The 19,638-nt window shown below is 36.8% G+C and carries 19 protein-coding genes; 6 read left to right on the top strand and 13 right to left on the bottom strand.

Going from position 1 to position 19,638, the window contains the following annotated elements; translation table 11 throughout:
* Positions 1-6: 6 nt before the first annotated feature.
* The 6 genes from M900_RS05120 to M900_RS05095 form a co-directional block, all read right to left on the bottom strand.
* The gene (locus tag M900_RS05120; protein WP_157680550.1) at positions 7-1,134 is read right to left on the bottom strand and encodes a hypothetical protein; all 1,128 of its coding nucleotides are present in this window, start codon (positions 1,132-1,134) and stop codon (positions 7-9) included.
* Positions 1,131-2,090 (bottom strand): hypothetical protein, encoded by a 960-nt coding sequence (locus M900_RS05115; protein WP_021273886.1) that lies wholly within the window; start codon positions 2,088-2,090, stop codon positions 1,131-1,133. The genes M900_RS05120 and M900_RS05115 overlap by 4 nt, the downstream gene beginning before the upstream one ends.
* A 78-nt stretch (positions 2,091-2,168) precedes the next feature.
* The gene (locus M900_RS05110; RefSeq protein ID WP_021273782.1) at positions 2,169-3,392 is read right to left on the bottom strand and encodes a pyridoxal phosphate-dependent aminotransferase; all 1,224 of its coding nucleotides are present in this window, start codon (positions 3,390-3,392) and stop codon (positions 2,169-2,171) included.
* Positions 3,389-3,874, bottom strand: coding sequence for a pantetheine-phosphate adenylyltransferase (coaD, locus tag M900_RS05105; RefSeq protein ID WP_021273854.1), 486 nt, complete (start codon positions 3,872-3,874; stop codon positions 3,389-3,391). Before coaD ends, M900_RS05110 begins: the two co-directional genes overlap by 4 nt.
* Before the next feature lie 69 nt (positions 3,875-3,943).
* Positions 3,944-4,516, bottom strand: coding sequence for an RsmD family RNA methyltransferase (locus tag M900_RS16980; protein ID WP_021273787.1), 573 nt, complete (start codon positions 4,514-4,516; stop codon positions 3,944-3,946).
* A gap of 13 nt (positions 4,517-4,529) precedes the next feature.
* Positions 4,530-5,303, bottom strand: a complete 774-nt coding sequence (locus M900_RS05095) for a hypothetical protein (RefSeq protein ID WP_021273902.1) — start codon at positions 5,301-5,303, stop codon at positions 4,530-4,532.
* A 232-nt stretch (positions 5,304-5,535) separates the two neighbouring features.
* Here M900_RS05095 and M900_RS05090 point away from each other — a divergent pair, with 232 nt between their 5' ends.
* The 4 genes from M900_RS05090 (at position 5,536) to M900_RS05075 (ending at position 10,983) form a co-directional block, all read left to right on the top strand.
* Positions 5,536-8,385 (top strand): hypothetical protein, encoded by a 2,850-nt coding sequence (locus tag M900_RS05090; protein WP_021273864.1) that lies wholly within the window; start codon positions 5,536-5,538, stop codon positions 8,383-8,385.
* Between the two features lie 23 nt (positions 8,386-8,408).
* Positions 8,409-10,031 (top strand): ChaN family lipoprotein, encoded by a 1,623-nt coding sequence (locus M900_RS05085; RefSeq protein WP_021273937.1) that lies wholly within the window; start codon positions 8,409-8,411, stop codon positions 10,029-10,031.
* Positions 10,032-10,159: 128 nt separating this feature from the next.
* Positions 10,160-10,696: a hypothetical protein gene (locus M900_RS17660; RefSeq protein WP_021273856.1), complete on the top strand. Its 537-nt coding sequence runs from the start codon at positions 10,160-10,162 to the stop codon at positions 10,694-10,696.
* A gap of 5 nt (positions 10,697-10,701) precedes the next feature.
* Positions 10,702-10,983 carry a hypothetical protein gene (locus M900_RS05075; RefSeq protein WP_021273783.1) on the top strand — a complete coding sequence of 94 codons (282 nt, stop codon included), beginning with the start codon at positions 10,702-10,704 and terminating at the stop codon, positions 10,981-10,983.
* 73 nt (positions 10,984-11,056) lie between these two features.
* On the opposite strand, the gene M900_RS05070 is transcribed toward M900_RS05075, so the two are convergent.
* Positions 11,057-12,451 carry a hypothetical protein gene (locus tag M900_RS05070; RefSeq protein ID WP_021273805.1) on the bottom strand — a complete coding sequence of 465 codons (1,395 nt, stop codon included), beginning with the start codon at positions 12,449-12,451 and terminating at the stop codon, positions 11,057-11,059.
* Positions 12,452-12,592: 141 nt separating this feature from the next.
* On the opposite strand from M900_RS05070, the gene M900_RS05065 reads away from it, so the two are divergent.
* On the top strand, positions 12,593-13,402 hold the full coding sequence (locus M900_RS05065; protein ID WP_198295947.1) for a hypothetical protein: 810 nt from the start codon (positions 12,593-12,595) through the stop codon (positions 13,400-13,402).
* Here M900_RS05065 and M900_RS05060 read toward each other — a convergent pair.
* Together M900_RS05060 and M900_RS05055 are read right to left on the bottom strand one after the other, a co-directional pair.
* Positions 13,373-13,768 carry a hypothetical protein gene (locus M900_RS05060; RefSeq protein WP_021273846.1) on the bottom strand — a complete coding sequence of 132 codons (396 nt, stop codon included), beginning with the start codon at positions 13,766-13,768 and terminating at the stop codon, positions 13,373-13,375. The two genes, M900_RS05065 and M900_RS05060, sit on opposite strands and share 30 nt — an antisense overlap.
* Entirely contained in the window at positions 13,752-14,144 is a 393-nt protein-coding gene (locus tag M900_RS05055; RefSeq protein ID WP_034731474.1) for a hypothetical protein, read from the bottom strand. The genes M900_RS05060 and M900_RS05055 overlap by 17 nt, the downstream gene beginning before the upstream one ends.
* Positions 14,145-14,275: 131 nt before the next feature.
* Here M900_RS05055 and M900_RS05050 point away from each other — a divergent pair, with 131 nt between their 5' ends.
* On the top strand, positions 14,276-15,043 hold the full coding sequence (locus M900_RS05050; RefSeq protein ID WP_021273913.1) for a hypothetical protein: 768 nt from the start codon (positions 14,276-14,278) through the stop codon (positions 15,041-15,043).
* 18 nt (positions 15,044-15,061) lie between these two features.
* Here M900_RS05050 and M900_RS05045 read toward each other — a convergent pair whose 3' ends face one another.
* From M900_RS05045 to miaB, 4 genes are all read right to left on the bottom strand, one after another.
* Positions 15,062-15,994 carry a glutathione synthetase/glutathione synthetase gene (locus M900_RS05045; RefSeq protein ID WP_021273859.1) on the bottom strand — a complete coding sequence of 311 codons (933 nt, stop codon included), beginning with the start codon at positions 15,992-15,994 and terminating at the stop codon, positions 15,062-15,064.
* A 39-nt stretch (positions 15,995-16,033) separates the two neighbouring features.
* Positions 16,034-17,020 (bottom strand): aminopeptidase, encoded by a 987-nt coding sequence (locus M900_RS05040; protein WP_021273884.1) that lies wholly within the window; start codon positions 17,018-17,020, stop codon positions 16,034-16,036.
* Between the two features lie 50 nt (positions 17,021-17,070).
* On the bottom strand, positions 17,071-17,673 hold the full coding sequence (locus tag M900_RS05035) for a hypothetical protein (protein WP_021273780.1): 603 nt from the start codon (positions 17,671-17,673) through the stop codon (positions 17,071-17,073).
* A 104-nt stretch (positions 17,674-17,777) separates the two neighbouring features.
* Positions 17,778-19,256: a tRNA (N6-isopentenyl adenosine(37)-C2)-methylthiotransferase MiaB gene (gene miaB / locus M900_RS05030; protein WP_021273931.1), complete on the bottom strand. Its 1,479-nt coding sequence runs from the start codon at positions 19,254-19,256 to the stop codon at positions 17,778-17,780.
* Between the last annotated feature and the right edge of the window lie 382 nt (positions 19,257-19,638).

Below are 19,638 nucleotides of genomic sequence, written 5' to 3'. Positions count from 1 at the left end.
TTAGGGTTAAAAAATGTCGAATGACGCATCGAAAAGAGAAAGATAAATGAATGCACGCTTACCAATGCTTTCTTTATATTCCGCCCCAAGCTCTACACCGTAGAATCCAGCAGTAATAGTAAAAGGAAAAAGCCTGACCTCTGCACCATAACTAAGATAGCCTTCGGCCCAACCGGCATAGAATGAGAAAAATGGAATATTAAGATTCGCACCAAGATGCCACATACGCTCAATTGGAATTGGGGCATTAATTGGCTTCAAGTCAAGAGTTAAAGCATAATCGAGAAACTTGAAATCCTGCTTGAAAGCGATTCCCGTGTTCCAGTACATCTCTTGCATTGGAACATCTTCGCTACCAGTAGATTCTTTCTTAAATCGTGTTCCGCCAACATCAAGAAGTGAAGAACTCATCACAAATTCAGTAAAACCATTACCAACGGCATATTCAACTCCAATGTCATGACCAAAAGCTCTACCTTTTGCATACCCAAGAGCATTTTTTATATCATTAATATCTGAAACACCACTTTCAATAATGGCCAAAAGTCCCGTTCCGAAAAGATCGAAGCGATTTTTAATACCTTCCCTATTGATGTACTTCAGACCATAACCAACTGAAAGACGTTGACCACTGTCAATTTTCTTTCCTCGAGAAAGGCTTGAGCCAATAATATTGTAAGCAAAACCAGTTGAGAAACCCCTATCATATCTATAATCAATATCTAAAATTGGGTGAACTTTATTTTTTAAAATAAAACTGGTTTTCGATGTAGCAAAAAGATTAAAGCCGAAGTGTAGCATCTTTAAACCAGGAAATGTCGAGGCTTCAATATAAACAGGATAACCTAAGAGACGATCTGCAATCCCTGCAGCCTCACTTGGAAAATTAGAAAAACGATCAAGGTCGTCAAGAGCATTAGTCGCTCCGAGTTTCATATTAAGCGGAGCAAACTCAACTGTATAATTTCCTCCAAGACTTGCGGGATTATAAAATAGAGTCATTTCATCATTATTTGAAATTGCCGTCCAAGCATCACCCATCAACTGAGCACGAGGCGAACGTCCGAGCCACACGACTTCTCCGGCCAGTGTCACGAATGAAATCAATGTAAGTAACAGCGTCTTTTTTATCATGTCTTGTTATGTAGTAACTCGAAAATAAAACCAAAATATCTTTGTAGATCCGTATTTCCAGCTGCATCTGCAAAGTCTGCTTCACATCTTGTCTGACTCTTCAACGTTACAATTGATGAGTCCGAAAAAGTAACAGCAGCAAAGATTGCATCTACAGCAGTAGATATCGTTGTTAAATCTAAACCTGGAATACTTGAGCCTGTAAGATTAACAAGTGAGTCCCTAAAGATGTTAAAGAGAACAATCCCTTCACATGCCTTCGCCGTCACAATATCTGTCCCATTAATTAAATCAGGGTGACCAGCAAGACCAGCATCTGAATTACAACTTCCACCACCTGCAGCAAGCGCCGCATTTAAATTTGTAATTCCCCCATCGGGATAATTAAAGAAACACTCTGAACCAACGCCTCCAGCTCCTTTCACACCCGCAGCATCAGTTGAACCATAGTAATAAACATACTTTCCAAGCTGAACCATTGAGAGATAGAGAAGATATGCATTTATCTCATTAGCATCTTTTGAAGTAAAAATTTCTGCGCGTTTTGCAGCAGTTGGATTTGTAGAAAGAGAAATCCCTCCAGCATACAAAAGTGTATCAATAGCCGTCTGTATTGCATCGTAATCAGAATTACCTTCCCCATCAAAATCACTTGAAAGCGAAAATGTGGCCATTGAACTTAATAAGTTTGTAGCATCAATTTTAGATAAGTCAGTTGTAAAAAAAGTTGTTGTCGTATAACCTGCTTTACAAGCATATGCCGATGCTTTGAGTTTAAGATAAAGTGCATTCTTATCTTGATTTGAAATTGTTCCAATCTTACTAATCGCCTCGTCACACTTCCCTGCCGTTAGATAGTTCTCGACAGATTCCAGCACCTGCTCGACTTTTTGCTTGTCATTTCTTCCACAAGAAAAGACAAAAATAAGAACTAAAAAATATCCGACAAATTTCATACAATATCCTTGAGGCTATTCCCCAAGGATATTATCTCTTATAAAGTATTTTGATATAAGGCGGTAAAACTTGATTAGTTAATCAAGTAGTGCCTTCACGATAATTGACATGGCCTCAGTAAATGGCTCTTTTGGAAGTACAAGGCTGATTCGCGCGCAGTTTTTTACACCAAATGAAACCCCTGGAACCATTGCGATACCGTATTTCTCAATCATTTCTTCACAAATCTGAGCAGAATAGTCAGCTTCATCATCAGCTGATTTCTTAAATCTCTCCATAAGAGGACACTGAGAAAAATCTACTAGATAGTAAAACGCAGACGTCGTCTGGTACCAACACTTGTCCAGTTTTGCTTCCCTAAAGCTCTCTCTTACGATCATTGAATTTTCTCTTAAGTGATTTTTAATTGGATTTAAAAACTCCTTGATAGAACTCATGTCGTATTTTTCAAGAGCTTTTTGCACAAGTGTGCAAGGACCAGAAGCAGTGTGACCTTGATAACTACTTACACCCTTAATGAAAGCAGACGGTCCAATTGCAAATCCAAGTCTAAGACCTGTTGAAGCGAGGTTTTTAGAAATTCCATCAACGACAATAGTTCTCTCTAACAGTTCAGGCTTATGCTGATAAAAATAGGTTGGAGCCGGGTCGTAATAACTTAACTCAAAATAAATTTCATCACTGATCAATGAGACATTTGGGTAATCCACCATAAGATTAGCAAAGTCTTTCATCCACTCATCTGAGTAGTGAATCCCCGATGGGTTATTAGGACTATTGATAACAATCGCCTTCGTTTTATCATTAATCATCGCCTTTAATTCTGCTAATGATGGTGTGAAAGCATCGAAGATAGTTGTTTCTAAAATTCTAACAACTCCCCCATTAACTTTAATCATTTCAGGATATGATAACCAAAATGGAGCAAGAACGATTACTTCGTCCCCTGGGTTTACAAGGCAAGCGAAGATATTTGCAAGAACATGCTTTCCACCATTTCCAACAATCGTTGAAAAAGTAGTATCAACATCTTCTAAGTTAACTTCTCTAGAAAGCTCGAAATAATCAAGTAACTTTTGTCTAAGCTGAGCTTCTCCAGCAACTGGGCTGTATTGGAAACTCTTTAGAAAATCGAGTTCTCCTCGAATGTTTTCGACAAAGTCTTTTGGTGGTCTATAAGGTAACTGACCGGCCGTTAAATTATAAATCTTCTTGCCTTCCGCCGTTAGCTGGTTTGCTAGCGTGTTTAGCTTTAGCGTAACACTTTCTTCGATAGAACTTACACGTTCAGACAATTTCATAGAGATTCCTTTCCGTTTTTTATTAGCCAATCATGTATTTTTTCAGGAAGAAATTCTTTAACGTCCCTTCCGTGTTTAAAAATTTCTTTTACAAGAGAACTCGACACATAGTAGTTCTCTCCCTCAGTCACAAGAAAAACAGTTTCAATATCGTGATAAAGACGACGATTCATCGATGCCATTTGAAATTCAGCCTCAAAGTCCCCTGTTGGTCTCAGCCCTCTAATAATGGTCTCAATACCATTTTTCTTCGCGTAATCAACAACAAGTCCTTCCCACGCGGCGACCTTAATTTTTGGTTCATTTACATAACACTGTTTAATCATCTCAACTCTATCTTCTGCAGAAAAAAGAGGAGTCTTTGCGCGATTATTAGCAACAAGAACTGTAACTTCGTCAAAGATTGAAAGAGATCTGAGTAAGATATCTTGGTGACCATTTGTAAATGGGTCGAATGTACCAGCATATAATGCTTTTTTCATAAAAATCCTATTTCAAGGGTTATGGAAATATTTTAACTTAAATTTAAATGAAGTTAAATAGGCATAAGATTATTTTACGACAAGACAGATAAAAGTAGTTCCCTGCTTAAAAGTCTTTTTTACAGTGTATCCCGCTTCCTCAATCTCTTCAATTTTTATCCCTTTTTGACGGTCGGACTCAACCCACACATAACCAGGGAACTCAGAATCAAATAAAGTCTTTAAGCACTCGAGGTAATTAGCTTTCAATTCATAAGGGGGATCAATAAAGATATGAGTATCTTCATCATAATGCTGCTTCGTCTTGGCAAGATATGCCAAGTATTTTTTAGCATCAATTTGTTGAGACTCAATAGATGCATCAGGCATCATTTTTTTGATTGATTGAATATTTTTTATTAGCACTTGATAGGAAGACTTATTAAGTTCACAAAGAACTGCTCTATCTGCCCCTCTCGATAGGGCCTCGAAGGCCATCGCCCCCGTACCAGCAAAGACATCGATAAAAGTCATATCCTCACAGTTTTGATAGGAATCAAAAAACTTTCTTCGAAGCATGACCGTTGTCGGTCTTGTTGCATCACCTTTAGGAACAAAAAGGGCATGCCCTTTAGCATGCCCACCGAGAATATTTACACTCATTATAAAAATCTTTTTAAGCTGTTTTCTTTGCCGCTTTAGTTTCTGTTAATGGCACAGAGAATTGTACTCCGCCGGCCATTTTTACACTACATCCACTAGTTTCATCAATAGTTAATTCTACACCTTTGAGAAATACTTTTAACCCACCATCTTCAACTCTAAGGTGCGCTGTTTGCCCTGCAATATTAAAGTTGATACTTAGATCCATATTTCCTGACGCATTAAAGTCAATTGCTGAACTTGTTTTTGAAGAAGTTGCTTTCGATGGAGCTGATGTAAGAGAAACAACATTACTTGCTTCCTCCATATGAGCTTCGATATCGGCCATATCTTCTCCCAAAAAAGGATCTTCATTAGATTCAGCAAAAGTTTCAGCAACAGCTTCATCACTCGCTTCAACTTCTGCCATAATTGTATCCATTACATCATCTTGTGTTTCAGTTTCTGTTGCAGCAGCAGTCATTTCTTCCGTTTCATCAACCATTGAAGCAAAATCTTCATCATTGAATTCATCTTCAGATGCTGACTCAGCAACCACTTCCACTTCTTCCGGAGCTGTTATTTCATCAAAAGCATTTGAAATACTTTCAACTTCTGCATCGATTACTCTTTGAAGATCATTATCTTTAGCTTTCTCAAGCGACAACTGTGCCTCTGTAGAAATAGAATCATCTGAAAATTCTTTTTCAAGGTTTTCAATTTCGTTCATAATGTCTTCAAGTTCTGAATCATTAAAACTTTTTTCTACTGTTTCTGCTAAAGCTTCTTCTAATTGTTTATCTTCCATGCTGTGCTCCAAAATAATTTATATTGTAAAACAACGTATACAATCATATCACAATGCTTGTCGTCATAAATGACAGAATCTTTAAGAAATAAAATCATCATGAATTCAGTCACTTAGAATAATTTCTCCATAAAATTTCCATGACAAATTGTAGACCTTAGGCTATAAAATAGCCTCGAAATCGATACAGACAAAAGACACGTAAAAACACGAAATTATTGGGGAATATATAGTGAATAAACGTCCTTTCATGGCCGTTAATTGGTTGACTTCATCGTCGACCCAGAATCTCAGTGCATCTCAAGGAAAAAGTGAGATAGTTACTGGAGATATCTCACCAGCGCATATTGCTGGTGCGAACGCTATATCTACGTCTGAGTCACCACTAAATCAAAGCAATCACTTTTCAATTGGTAACTACGTTATCCCACAATGGAAGGGTGAAAGCCTTCCAACAAAAGACGGAATAAAACTCAAAAAGACAATCAAACTACTTTTTGAAGAAGCAATCAAAATTGCAAAGACCTTTAGTACTCGTAATAAAACACTAAAACTAACTGTTTATAATGAATTTTTAAATTTCGCTGAAAGTAAAAATATCAATATTAGTGAAATTAGCGACTATAATCAGTTCTGGATAAACTTCACAAACGAGCACTCTCCATATGCTTCAGATATTGCAAAGTTTATCTCTCACTACTCCCTTAGAGCAGTAAATATCTATCTCTTGAAGCTTAAGTTTCTTTCGTTAATTTCAAGACAATTAACTAAGTCTTTAACAAGTAGTGAGTTATTAAACCCAGACTATTCAATCAGCAAAATCTTCAAGAAAGCAAGTTCTACAGAGCTTATCTGTGACTCTCTTAGAACGAATGAGTTTAGCTGGTTTAGACCATCAATTGAAATGAGCTCTGTTATAGAGGAGCTTTCTATAACTCTAACTAATCTTGGCTCTGTTGAATTCTTAAAAATCTGTAACCACGAAGTTCCTCTTGATTACGAACTAGAAATCACAGACTCTGAACTATTCTCTCATTCGATTAGTAATAGAAATTTTGGATTATTTGTTAACGATCTTCTTATCTTTTTAACAGAATGGTTAGAAGGACATAGTGGTTACTACAATCTAGGTGGAGGGCCAAAGTGTCTCAACACTCTTTTCTCTGGTGACCACCTCTACTCTTTCGCACTTTCTCACTGGCTAGCGCAGGAAAATAATATTGGAGAGAAGTGGAACGAAGTAATCTGCCCAGAATTTAATGGAAAAGGCTTCCTTACAGGATCATACCTGAAAGTATGTCAGGAGCTACAACTTCTTACTTTCCTAGTTAACATGGCAAAGAACCAAAGCCATGACCCAGTAACTCTTATTTGCCAGTTATTCAAACAGAAGAACTCAAAGTCGCAAGTAGACTCTGATGGCCAAATGGCGTTTTTTAATACAAACGAAACACACGAAAGTAGCATTTACGATAGAATTGTTTTAAATCTCGCAACAATGCCAAAAACAAACCCGCACCACTATCTTCTGACTTCAATACAATCAAATTGTGAGAAGCTAGCAAATAATGGTTACTTGTTTGTCTTCTCAAATCAGAAGCTATTTGTACCAAGTCACTCTGAAAAAGTAGAAGGCTTACTAAAGAGATATAAACTCCATGCTTCAATCAATTTCGAAGACCTAAAAGGAAAAGGTGAAATCACTAAACACCTCTATATTTTTAGCAAAAGAGTTTATTCTAATAAATTAGATCTCTTCAATACGTCTGCACCAAAGATGCAAAAAGAGCAGTGCCTAAGCCTCAACTTTGCAGGCCAACTAATGCACTTTTCGAAATTTGAACTTTTAAGACAAGAATTCTTAAAGTTTATTACGAGCAAGGAAACAATTAACTCTCCTCTCTATCAAAACGAACCAGAGCCAGGATTAGTTTTTGACTTCCACCAAGATGCAATCTTAAATGGAAAGCTTTTAAGTAATTCTAGTGAGTCAAATAATATCACGCACCCAAGTTACTTCAAAAACCTAACTCGTACTTGTGTGCCTCTTGATCAGTTTTTTATGGTTGATCAAATCACTGGCCGCGCAGAAAACTTCACTTCAGATCTACTAGGACTTTCAGTAAGAAGAGAACAACTCTACCCGTACCTTCTGATTGTTAATTATACGAATGAGAACGAGATCTCATTAGAGCTGACGACTTCAGATCTTTATAAAGTTAAGTCTGAAGAATATGGTCATGCATACTACCAATACTTTGGCCTAACACCAAAAGTACTAAGTCTTAACATTAACCTCTTTAGAGAGTACTTTGAAACGACAGTTGGTAAACAAGTTATTCAACTTACTTTCAACGGTGGACTCAAGAAAACCAAGTCTAAGCTAAAAGCAATGCTTGTACCTAAGTTTATGCTTAACACAGACACTGTTCCTGCTCAGCACCATCAAGTACTTGATGTCTTCAGCTTCGATAAGGAAAGACTGAAGTCTTGTCATCCAATGGAGCTAAGCGAACTTTTTAACAGTGCACTTAAATCAATTAATACACTTGCTCTAAATTACCCTTGGCATACTAGCTGTATTCTTTCTCACTTTAAGTATCAGCTTGAAGAAACTTTAAATGAAGTAAGCTCAAATGACACAGGTTCAAAGAAGATCAACTATGAAAACCCTTTCATGGTAAATGACCTGGTCAAGCTTCCGACATACCCAATCTACCCTGGGCACGAAGACCTTTACCTCGAAACAAAGTTAAAACAAAGAAGTGACATCCACTCTAGAATTACTCACACTCAACTTGAAAAAGCTGAAAATGGTGACGTACTTAGAATCTTCGCAGAACAAAATGAACTTTTAGTAATCCACGGCGAGTATGAAATTTTACACTTTGTAAGCTTCATCCTTTCAAGTGCCGCAGGAACTCCACTTTCAGCAATTCTTCAAGGATTAGAAATTCCAAAACTTAATGACATCAGAAGAATCTTAGAAAAGCATTCTGAAGTTGGTAAGGGAATTGAAGTAATCTACAAGAACACTCAACAATCTCTAAACAATATTTTAATTGGACAAATCTTTAACTAATTGTGCTAACATTTAGTTAAGTTATGAAAAACTCATTAGAAAATGTTCATCTAAGCATATTCAACTATCTCAAGTCTAAGGCCCAATCCTTAGAAGGAAAGCCATCAGCACAGCTCTTGGCCTATCAAAAAGATCAACAGAAGTTTGCCAACCGGAAATTTTCAGATTCCTCTATTAGAGAACTGACTGAAGCAATTGAACAGTCAGACATAATTTACCTTGGGGATTTTCACACCTTTGATCAGAGTACGCGAAATCTAGAAAGACTCATTCGCATCCTAACATCCAAGAGACACGACTTTGTTATTGCCCTTGAGTTTGTACATGTCAAACATCAAGAATATATAGACTATTTTCTTTCCAACCATATTACAGAACTCGAGTTTTTAGAAAGTATTAACTATAAAGAATCGTGGCGCTTTCCTTGGACATACTACCGTCGTTTCTTTGAGATCGCGAAAAAAGAAGACATCCCAATTCTCGCTCTTAATACTAATGGCTCCCTCAAGTCTCGAGATCATCAAGCTTCGAAAGTAATAGCCAAATCTTATAAAGAAAACCCTGAGCGAAAAATCCTCGTACTTTTCGGCGAATACCATATTGTTCCAGACAAACTTCCAAAGAAAGTCATGGAAATGACAAAAAAAGACATTATCCATACCATCATCAATCAAAACCTTGATGATGTTTACTGGAAACTTAACAAAGATAAAAAAGCCATCAATGATAAAGTTGTAAAATTCTCAAAGAGAGAATATGTCCTCATCACATCTTCTCCCTGGCTTAAGTACGAAAGTCAGATCTACTGGTACGAACACTTAAGTGAGGATCCAGATTTTGATATTCACGAATATATTATCGAAACTGGCGCGATAAATTTCTCCGATAACGTTCCCGAAAACTTTGCTTTCATCTGTGACGAAGTCGTTAAAACCTTGAGTCTTGAACTCTCTTCCGATATCGAAGACTTTCACCTCTATGATCACATCAAACTTGATTATGTTAGAAAAGAAATTAATAAAATAAAACCACTCGTTCTTAGAAATTTTTACTACGACCTCATTACCCGCGGCAGAAGCTTCAAGCTTCCAACAAGTGATCGCTTCTTCTGTCCAAATTATTCAATAAATAGAATTTCATACCTAGCGGGAACTCATATCTTTCATAAAGTTCAAGAAAAGAATAAATTTGACGTCTACCCTACAATACTTCAAAAGACGAACCGCCCCAACATTCTACGATTCTTCATTAAGCAATGTACAATCGCCTACTTCTCATCAAAGCTTATAAATCCCTACCGCAAGTGTGACCTCTACCTCGACTACAAAAAGCTTATAAGATCAAAGAAGACGAAAGATTCAAAGAAAAGACTCTATAAAATCGCCCTCGGTATTCTTGGAAATAAAGAAATCGATAAGGAATTATTAAAAGGGTTGAGACTCAAGGATATCTATACTCTAGCAAGAATTGTAGGCCATATCTTTGGAGATCACCTCTTTGCTTTCTGTTACTCAAAGGGCAAGGGCCATGAGAAGATTTTTAGAAATATCTTCAAAAGTGATTTCTCACAAGAGAATTTTGATGTCATCAAGGATCAAATTCTAGGAAATATTAATTATAAAGAAATGTCTAAGAGAATGTTCTAACTGCCCCCGAGGATTGGTGTTAGATTTAAAATAGTGAAGTTCATTTTTTGAATTCGCACCGAAATCTACTCAATAATATTCAATAATTACAAAGTATCAACTTGTTCTTATATTGCATTTGAAGCTGTATGAAACACGGCTGCCCTAATCAAAACTGCAATTATCATCAAAAACGCGAATCAATTATCAAAGATGGAACGTTCAAACGACGAGATGACTCTCGAATAATTCAACGCTACAAATGCAAAAGTTGTAGCACTCGATTCTCAAGCTCCACTTTTTCTCTAGCAAAAGGACAGATGAAGAGACGAGTTAATCGCATGGTCTACGAACTTCTTTGTTCTAAGATGTCGATGAATCGAATCGCACGAGTTCTGAGAATCAATCCCAAAACAGTTGCTAGAAAACTAGATTATCATGCAAAGAGATGCGCAGTAAAGAATAAGAACTTTCGAGCATACCTTCGTGTGAAGCAAGTTGAGCATATTCAATTCGATGATCTTATTACAATTGAGCATACTAAGATGAAGCCTTTGTCGGTTTCGATGGTGGTAAACGCAAAGAATCGATCAATACTGGTTTTCGAGTTGCACGGATACCTGCAAACGGCTTGCTTGCTGAAAAGTCTCGACGAAAATATGGGAAGCGCAAGAGTGAACATTTAAGAGAGTTGAGAAGTTTATTTGGAGAAATCAAAAACTGTGTAAAACCAAACGCACTCGTACAGTCTGATGATCATAGTGTCTATAATTCCGTGGTTAGAACTTATTTACCACAGTCAACTCATCAGCAATTCATAGGTGGTCGAGGATGTTCAACTGGTCAAGGGGAGCTCAAGAGATTAAGGTTTGATCCAATTTTCACATTAAATCATAACTTCGCAATGCTTAGAGATGGAATTGGAAAACTAATTAGAAGACATGGGGGACGACGAAATGTCCAGATGCCTTGAGGAAACATCTGGAAATTTATATGTGTTATCACAATGAGAATTTGGGAGTGCTAACACCACTGCCCGGGGGCAGTTAAGCGTTAAGTCTTTCGAGAATTTCTCTCTTCGTTCCTTTTTCAAGGCGAACAAGAGTTTTTTCTGATTGCGCTGGAGTAATGATTGCTCTTTCTTTTTGAGCTGTTTTTAAGATTACTCTAACTTTTCTACCAGCAACTTCTTTTTGGTCATTGTAATAATTTACAACTTCCATTCTTCCGTTGAGATCTGCGATAATTTCTTTAGAGATTTCGATTGATGTGTTTTCGATTGACTCTCTTCCCTGACCGCATGACGTTACTTCAAGGTTGTAAACACTTCCTAAACCTTTACCATTAATCACTACTTTTTTATCAGATGCGTAGTTTGTATTTTTTAAAGCATCAAGAACTACATAGTAAAGAACTTGCTCTAAACTTTCTGCGTCACCATTGACGAATGAATCAGCAAGGTCCATATCGACCATGATTCCTTCAGCAATTAATTTATTAGATAAATGATCTACAATTTTAGATGCGATCGGCTCGATGTCACAAGAAACTTCTTCCTTCTCCTCTACGGCCTCTGACTCTTCCCAAACTTGATTTGCCTTGATCTCTGTTTCGACTTCGTCTGTTGATGTTACCATCGCCATTGGAGTAACAAGATCTTTCATTGGCGTATATGTTGAAAGGTTTTCAAATGATTTTAAAACATTCTGTCTGTATGTTGTTAGAAGTTTAGAACAGTGAACCATCTCATTTAGCTCAAGAGCTTGAACGATGATTTCTTCAACTTTAGTTGCAGTTGAATGATCTTCCGAAATTAACTCCGCAAATGCTTCATCTTCGATTTCAGATTGAGCTTGCTTTAATTTGCGTCTCTCAATTGCTTCCCATCCACCACAAACTAAAAGAACTAACCCTGAAAAAAATAGAGCAACTTTAAGATTTGATAGTGAGTTATTTAATTGTTCTCCATGTGAATCAATTAGTTCAGTAGTGGCACCAATTTCACTTTCTACTGCAGAATATTTCGACGACGTATTTCTTCCATCATCTGATGCTTTAACAGTGAAACCATTTCCGGTTGAACGAAGAGATTCATGGAACCAATGTACATTTGAAACTAGAGTATTCATTTTTTTAGCAATTGCAGTTGGGAGAGATTTGAAATCTTCAACTAGAGTTGAGGCTTCTGCAAAACATTCCTCCGTTGCGCTTGTAAAATTACTATCGAGATAGATTGAACTTGCATCACCAATGACTGAAGCCGTGTATGATTGATTTGCCCTACTTCCACAAATTTGTAGACCAGATTGTATTTGCCCTACTCTTTTATATTTAGCTGTTAGGTCATAAAGCATATGGCCTACACTGAAGATTGAAAGCGCTGAAGCGGCAACTAAAATTGTTCTCGTTCTAGCAAAGCGTTGTATTAGCATCCTGCTCATTTTGATAAGTCCTTGAAATTCGATCTATCGATAAACACGGCAATTCCATGCCTAAAATGATTTTACACTTCTAAGCAGCATGAGTAAAAGGTGTCACTTTTTGCCTTTGCAATGGGTATTTTTAGGTCCACAATATTGATTATGGGTGATTATCACACTAAAACCATCAACATATTCTTTGTTATCACATTAATGCTGATACATGGACTCCTGGGATTTATCCCAATGGATGCCAAGAATGAGCCGCAAAAACTTTCAATAAAGATCAAGAATAATAACGAAGTACGCACTATTGGAACAAAGGAATCGAAGTTAAAAGAGCTGATTTCTACTCCGTCAAAGAAAGTTGACGGTGATATTCTAAAGAAATTTGCGGTTACTCCATCATCTAAACTCAAGAATGTAGAAAAGAAGAAGGTGGTTGAGAAAAAGGGTAAAAGACTCGCAACCCAAGAGAGTACTCAGGCACGAATCAACTACGCAACAAAGCAGATGATCCAAGAAGTAAAAAAAGAAAAGAAAGTTGAAAATCCCCTACTCAATGCCATGGACTACAATATGCAATTCATTCCCCCAAAGGGGATTAGTATTGATGAGCTTAATGACTTTGAAAAAATCTTTTATTCATTTTTCAAACGAGTAGCCGGCCAGTACGTAAACTCGATTCATTCGACAGTGACATCACTAACTTCTGATAAGCCTTATCTTGAAAGTAAATTAAGAAGTCATCCCCCAGCGATTCTAACCGCAATGATTCGCTATGATAGTGAGGGAAATGCAGAAGTGATTAAAATTTTAAAGTCATCCAACGACGATGATGTTCATAAGTTGTTTGAAGAGGCATTAAAGAAAATGAATAAGATTCCAAATATTGCCAAGGAACTTAAAGACGAAGATGGCAAGTACACGGCTTTCTTTCAACTAAGTATTAATAACTCGAGTCGTTATTAAATAAAATCCAATCGCAAATGCCATCCATAAAATATTTTTTGCTGAAAAAATATTTTTTAAAAAACTTAAGCTATTTACTTTAATTAAAAGAGAGAAGTTTAAAAAACTATTTAACGCTCTTCTATATGTTGGAGGATAAATCTTCTTTTCAATAAGGGCCAGATCAGCCATTAATTGCTCTTCAACTTCCTCACTAATTTGATAAGCATTGAAATGCTCTTTTATGAGTTCTTCATTTTTAAGAAGTCCTAAGATTTTCTTCTTACAACTTGGGCAGCTATCAATATGATCTTTGAATCTTAGCTCATTGTTTAAAGTGATCTGTTTAGTGAAAAAACAAGTTGAAATATTAGGCGCGATATTCATTTTTAACCTTATTTCCTTCTAAAACTTTGTAGCGAAAACTCTCCACAATTTTTAGGACTTGAGTTTCGGGGATATCAGAAATATACGCACATTCAGCTTCGTCAAAATCGAGAAAGCTTCCTAGAAAGAAGACCGCTCTTTTTGATAGATCCTGTGTATGGCGGGAATAGCTCGCAAGCTTTCTCTTTGCCATCGTCAGAAGTAATTTAAAAATAATGATTTGGTGATCACGAACCTCTGGGCGGCGGAGGACTTCAGCATTTTCAAGGAGAAGATTATTAGCTGCGTTCACGACAATTTCGCTAGCAAGTAAGTCATCTTCACAGATAAAGTTTGAAAATTGAAAGTATTGTTTTCCTAACCATTTTAAGTTCACATATTAATGATATGTGAGCAAATAATTGCGGTCAAGGGGACTAATCTTGACCATTTTATACAAATTAAAGGATTACAAAAAGATACCGATAAGATTGTGAGAAGTTGTAAGATCAATGGGGATAAAACATAATGAAAGCAACACTAACAATACTTATTTCTTTAATGATTCTAAGTGGTTGTATGCAAAAAAAGTCAGTAAATAGATCGAGTTCTTCGGGAAATCTCTCTAATGACAGTGTGGGTACAGTTACAAATGGCGGCGGTAACACGGGTGGTTCTTCAGGTTCAACAAACGATGGAACAGAAGAGGGCGAAGCTGATGCTGGACAGACAACTGATTACTATTCTTTAGATAATATTGTTCTTCATGGTACGACCGGAGATAATCGCTATAATCCACAAAGTGGACCACTATGGTCTTCTCTTACAAATATTTCCAGTGATGATCAGCAAATTTTTCAAACAGACTCGCGTTTTAACGTTAGAGTTCGTGCGAGGTCAGCTCCGAGTAAAAACGAGACAAAAGATGCTCACGGGAACTGGTGTGATACCTACCCTTCTGCTTATACGAAATTATCTGTTGATGTTTGCGTAAGAAAGCAAACTGGTAGTTGTATTTACACACAAAGATTTTCAGAGATTGGAATTAATACTGTTTCAAAAGTTAAAGAATTTACAGTTCAATCTTCGGGACAACCACTTGTTATCGATGTTCTTGGTGTTCAATGGGATTACTCTTGTACATACCATAAAGAAGGTGGTGGCTCAGAGACAGATTACTATGGACAAACATATTGTCCAATGGATGCTGTTTGGTTTAGTCGTTGTGTAAAATTTGATATCCAATTTGCGACAGACTATACAAAGAACTTTCCGGCCTCAGCACCGAGATACTAAAAGTAAAAGGCAAAGAATTTAAAAAAGCTTCTTTGCCAAGTTCTCCCCAACTGCATGGGACACTTCAACTAATAATCCAGGGCAAGTCACATTTACTTCAGAAATTTTGTCACCCAAAATATCAAAAGCAACAAGATCAACTCCATCCTTCATTAGATTTTTGCATACAGTCTCACATTCTTGAACTAGTTTTGAGCTTAATTCCACTTGATGAAAACTTGCCCCCTGTGCAATATTTGCAAGGAACTCTCCATCCTTGGGAACTTTTAAAATTGTTCCAAGCTCTTTGGCCTTATAAAAGATTGATCTAATTTCACCTTTTGCCACTTTTGCCTCAAAGGCCTGAATAACAACTGGTCCATGATATTCTTTTGCTTTTTTTGGAAAACGCTCTTCTAGTTGATCGACATGGATTTTTTCGACACCAATACCTTGAAAAAGATCAAGTGGTTTTAAAATCAAGTACTCAACACCATCTGTTTTTAATGCTTGAACGAACTTTATTGCTCCAGATAGAGAGGCCCCGACATAGCTTTCAAAACCACCTTCAATTTTGTAGGCCTCAAGTTTTTCGTTATGCTTCATAATCCCAATTGGATTATTGGCAACATTCACACCCTTCTCACTTAAAAAATTCAACATCCAAAGGTAGCGTTGGTAGCGTGAATCATATGGAGGGTCAATTCTCATGTGGAGTGTGCAATTTCCATCGAGCTTGACTTGTTTCTTTTCTCCTAACTGAAGGTTAGCAACGTAGAAATCTTCTTTAATCTCACCAGAGAATTCATAGCAATCAAAAATCATTTCGCTTGTATTTTGGATAAAGAAATCTTTCTCAAATAGAAAATAACTTTCATGTCCTATGTCTTTTGAAGTTAGACCCATCAGCATGGTTGAATCTTTTTTTGTATTTAATTTCTCAAGGGGATCTATAAAGTAGATATGTTTCATAAAAGCTCCGATATTTTATTATCATAACAAAGCTTTTATCTATTGTAAGAGGTATTTTTCAAAACTTATTTCTTTTTCGGTCTCTTTATAATCTTGGTATTTCTTTTCGATATAACTAAAAAGCTCCTTCAAGCTTCCATCGTGGGAATTTAATAGTTCAGCAATCTGATCTTGCCCTTTTTCATAAGTTTTAAATGCAGCAAAAGTTGCGTTATTCCATGTTACTCTCAGCGGCCAACAGTGATCTTGTAACTTTAACTCGACACACTTATCCTTAATCCCAGGAATGAATTTAGTATCAAGAAAGGACTTTTTCCCATCGTCACTCCAATTTTTTTCAAGTTGCGACTCATATTGCTTTCCAAAATCAGAAATAAACGATGACAGTTCCCGGTAAGCTTTCTCTTGTTCAAAATATTTTTTAAGTTTTCGACTATCCTTGCCATCTTTCTCACTCGAAAAATAGATCTCAAGCATCTTTTTGCCAAAAAAGTTTGCCAAGTTTTCATTAAGATCAACTTCATCCTTGATAAACAAGATAGTATGAAAGAGCTCGTGAAAAACAGTTTCAGCAAGTTCAAATTTGTCGTAGAGAAAGAATGTTGAAAGAATTGGGTCGTTGAATCGTCCAAGAGTTGAGTAGGCTAAAACCTTTCTCATATAGGTCTCGTTACCCTTCTGTTCCATCTCCTTTGCATAGGAAATAGCAGAGGATTTCTTAAAAAAACCCAGGTATGGGAAGCAACCTGCGAGTATAAAACACTCTTCGATGGCCTTGACCTTATCCTTTGGCGATGCAATTACTAAGTATGTGACGGCATCTCTATCAAGAATTGTTGTTTCTGAATAAATTTTTGAAGAATCTCTCCCCCAATACTCGTAGAAATATGATTTGTAATTCTCAATCAAGAGAATTTTATCTTTATGCTCTTGCTTGATAGTAGGATCTTTAAGAATTTCTTGATTGTCTTTAGCATCGTAGAGGATTTTAAACTGCCCTATTCCCTGTTCTGTCAGATAAGACACCTTTGCACAGGATACGAGGGTAGAGCACGTTAAAACTAAAATTAGACCCTTTAAAATATCCACGAAATTCCAGCTGTATAGTTTAACTGATCTTTTGCCTGATTCCATTCAAAGGCCCTGAAGGCAGTCTTCACTGCTCCCTTGATATAGAAAGTCTTCGTCAATCTTATTTTCAGGCCAAAAGAAGCAAAGACAGAATCGTATGTGATAACGGACTCACCGGTTTCGTAGACGGTTCTACTACTATCACTCTTATCGATGATGGTTGCACTTGCACTATCTGTAAATGACTGTCTCGCCCATCCAAGACTTAGAGTCGGAATGAGGAAGGAATTCTTATGCGCCAGTGCCTGCCTGAGCCCTACTCCATACGTTGATGTCTTTAACACCGAAGTCTCTGTTTCAATAGCAAGATTCGTTGCCTTTGAAGTATCATGATTTACCACTGTCTTATCATTTGATTCAGAGTAATTTAATTCAATTGCAGTGAGATTAAAGAAATAGAAGGCAATTGAGCCTGCGTACGTTCGAGACATATTATAATTTTGTCTGTTTGAACCATATTTATTCTTACTATAGCTAAAATCAAAGTCCAGCTCCGAAACTGCGAAGGCCTTATAAGAAAAAAGTAATAATATCAAAATTCGTTTCATAAACGCTCCTATTGATAATTGTATACTTTTTTAAAAGAAGAAATTCTCATGGCGGTTGATTTTGCCGCCATTTGAATGAAGTTTATTTAACTAAGTTATATAAATTATTGGATTTTAGAAGAAGTCGGTCGACGTCCTTGAACTTCTAAGAGCTCACCCTGACATGAAAGAGCTGTTGCTTCAGTAACTTTTAGCTTAACCCAATTCCATTTTAAGTTCACTTCATCATCTGGAGCTTTAAAGTGGATAATACGATTACAATTTGAACGTCCCTTCCACTTCTTTTCACCTTTCATATGACCGAAGCCTTCAACGAGTACCACATACTCTTGTCCCACCATTTTTTTCCTCTCTTCAGCTTGAATTTCAAGTTGAAGGGCCTGAACCTGGTGAAGTCTTTGCTTTCTAATCTCGTTTGTTAAGAAGTCATCCATCTTAGCGGCACGAGTTTTATTTCTTTGTGAGTATGCATACGAGTAAATGAAATCAAATTTTGCTCTTCTTAGAAGATCCATTGTCTCTTCATGCTCTTCATCTGTTTCATTTACAAAACCTGTGATGATATCTGTAGAGATCACGATTTCAGGTTGAGCAGCTCTTAGTTTTTCTAGAAGCCCTAAGTAGTGCTCTTTTGTATATTCACGATTCATTCTTTGAAGGACAGTATCTGAACCCGACTGAACCGGCAGGTGCAAGTGTTTTGATAATTTCTTTGCTTTCCCATGAACTTCAATAAGATCATCCGAAACGTCATATGGATGTGAAGTTGTATATCTTAGAAGCTCTAATCCCTCGATCTCATCAAGGGCCATAATTAAATCAGAGATTCTTTCCCCATTTTCTTTCCCAAAAGAGTTTACGTTTTGTCCAAGTAACATTACTTCTTGAACACCTTGGTACTGAACTAGCCTTCTTACGTCTTGAACAATCTCATCAAGCTTACGAGATCTCTCTCTTCCACGAGTATATGGAACGATACAGTATGTGCAATATTTATCGCACCCTTTAATAATATTGACGAAAGCCTGAGGTGAACCATGAGTGATCTTAGTCTCAATTGAAAAGTCACTACTGCGATCCCAAGTATTAACTGCAAACTTATCATCCCCTGCATATGTTCTAAAAACCATATCAGCGATCGAGTCAATTGTATCTGGGCCGAAGGCAAAGTTAAGGTGAGAGTATTTTTTTACAAGATCCTTACCTTCCGTTTGGGCGACACATCCACCAACTCCAACAACAAGATCCCCACCTTTTTTCTTCTTAAGGTGCTTCATCTCACCAAGTTGTGAGTAGAATTTATTATTAGCAAGTTCCCTTACCGCGCATGTGTTAAATAAAACTAAATCTGATTCTTCTAATTCTTCAGTATGAGTAAAGTTCAAATTCTTCAAGTGAGATAGAATTCTCTCTGTATCATGGTAATTCATCTGGCAACCAAAGGTCTTGATCCAGACTTTTCGTGGAGGAAACGTTAAATCGCCAAGCTTAATTATTGATTCTCCAGTAGTTGAATCAATAAAAACCTCTTTTTTCATGTCTAATTTACTAATCCCTAGACCAGTTGGTGTCGTTTCACTCATAAATTTTCCAAATACAGGCCAGAACAGAGGACAAAATCTCAAAATGGAGAGGCGAATTTGCGCTTTCCACCCATCGGTTCAGTTATAAATTCTGGCGACAAGTAGTTTCTATGTTTAATAGAAGATGCTTTTAGCAGAAATTCTGTGAATTTGGCAAGGAACAAGAAAGTTTACAGGGTGAAAAGAGTTGAAAAATCGGTAATTTATGAAAAAAGGCAAAAAAAAAGGCCCTCTTACGAAGGCCAATTTTGAAGATTAATTATTTCTTCTTAGCAACAGTTGCTTTTTTAGCAGTTGCTTTCTTAGCAGTAGCTTTTTTAGCTGGAGCTTTTTTAGCTGCTACTTTTTTTGTAGCTTTCTTAGCTGGAGCTTTTTTAGCTGC

This window comes from Bacteriovorax sp. Seq25_V, assembly GCF_000447795.1.
Classification (GTDB): domain Bacteria; phylum Bdellovibrionota; class Bacteriovoracia; order Bacteriovoracales; family Bacteriovoracaceae; genus Halobacteriovorax_A.
Note: the sequence above shows the minus strand (reverse complement) of the source record. Positions and strands in the feature narration are given on the sequence as shown.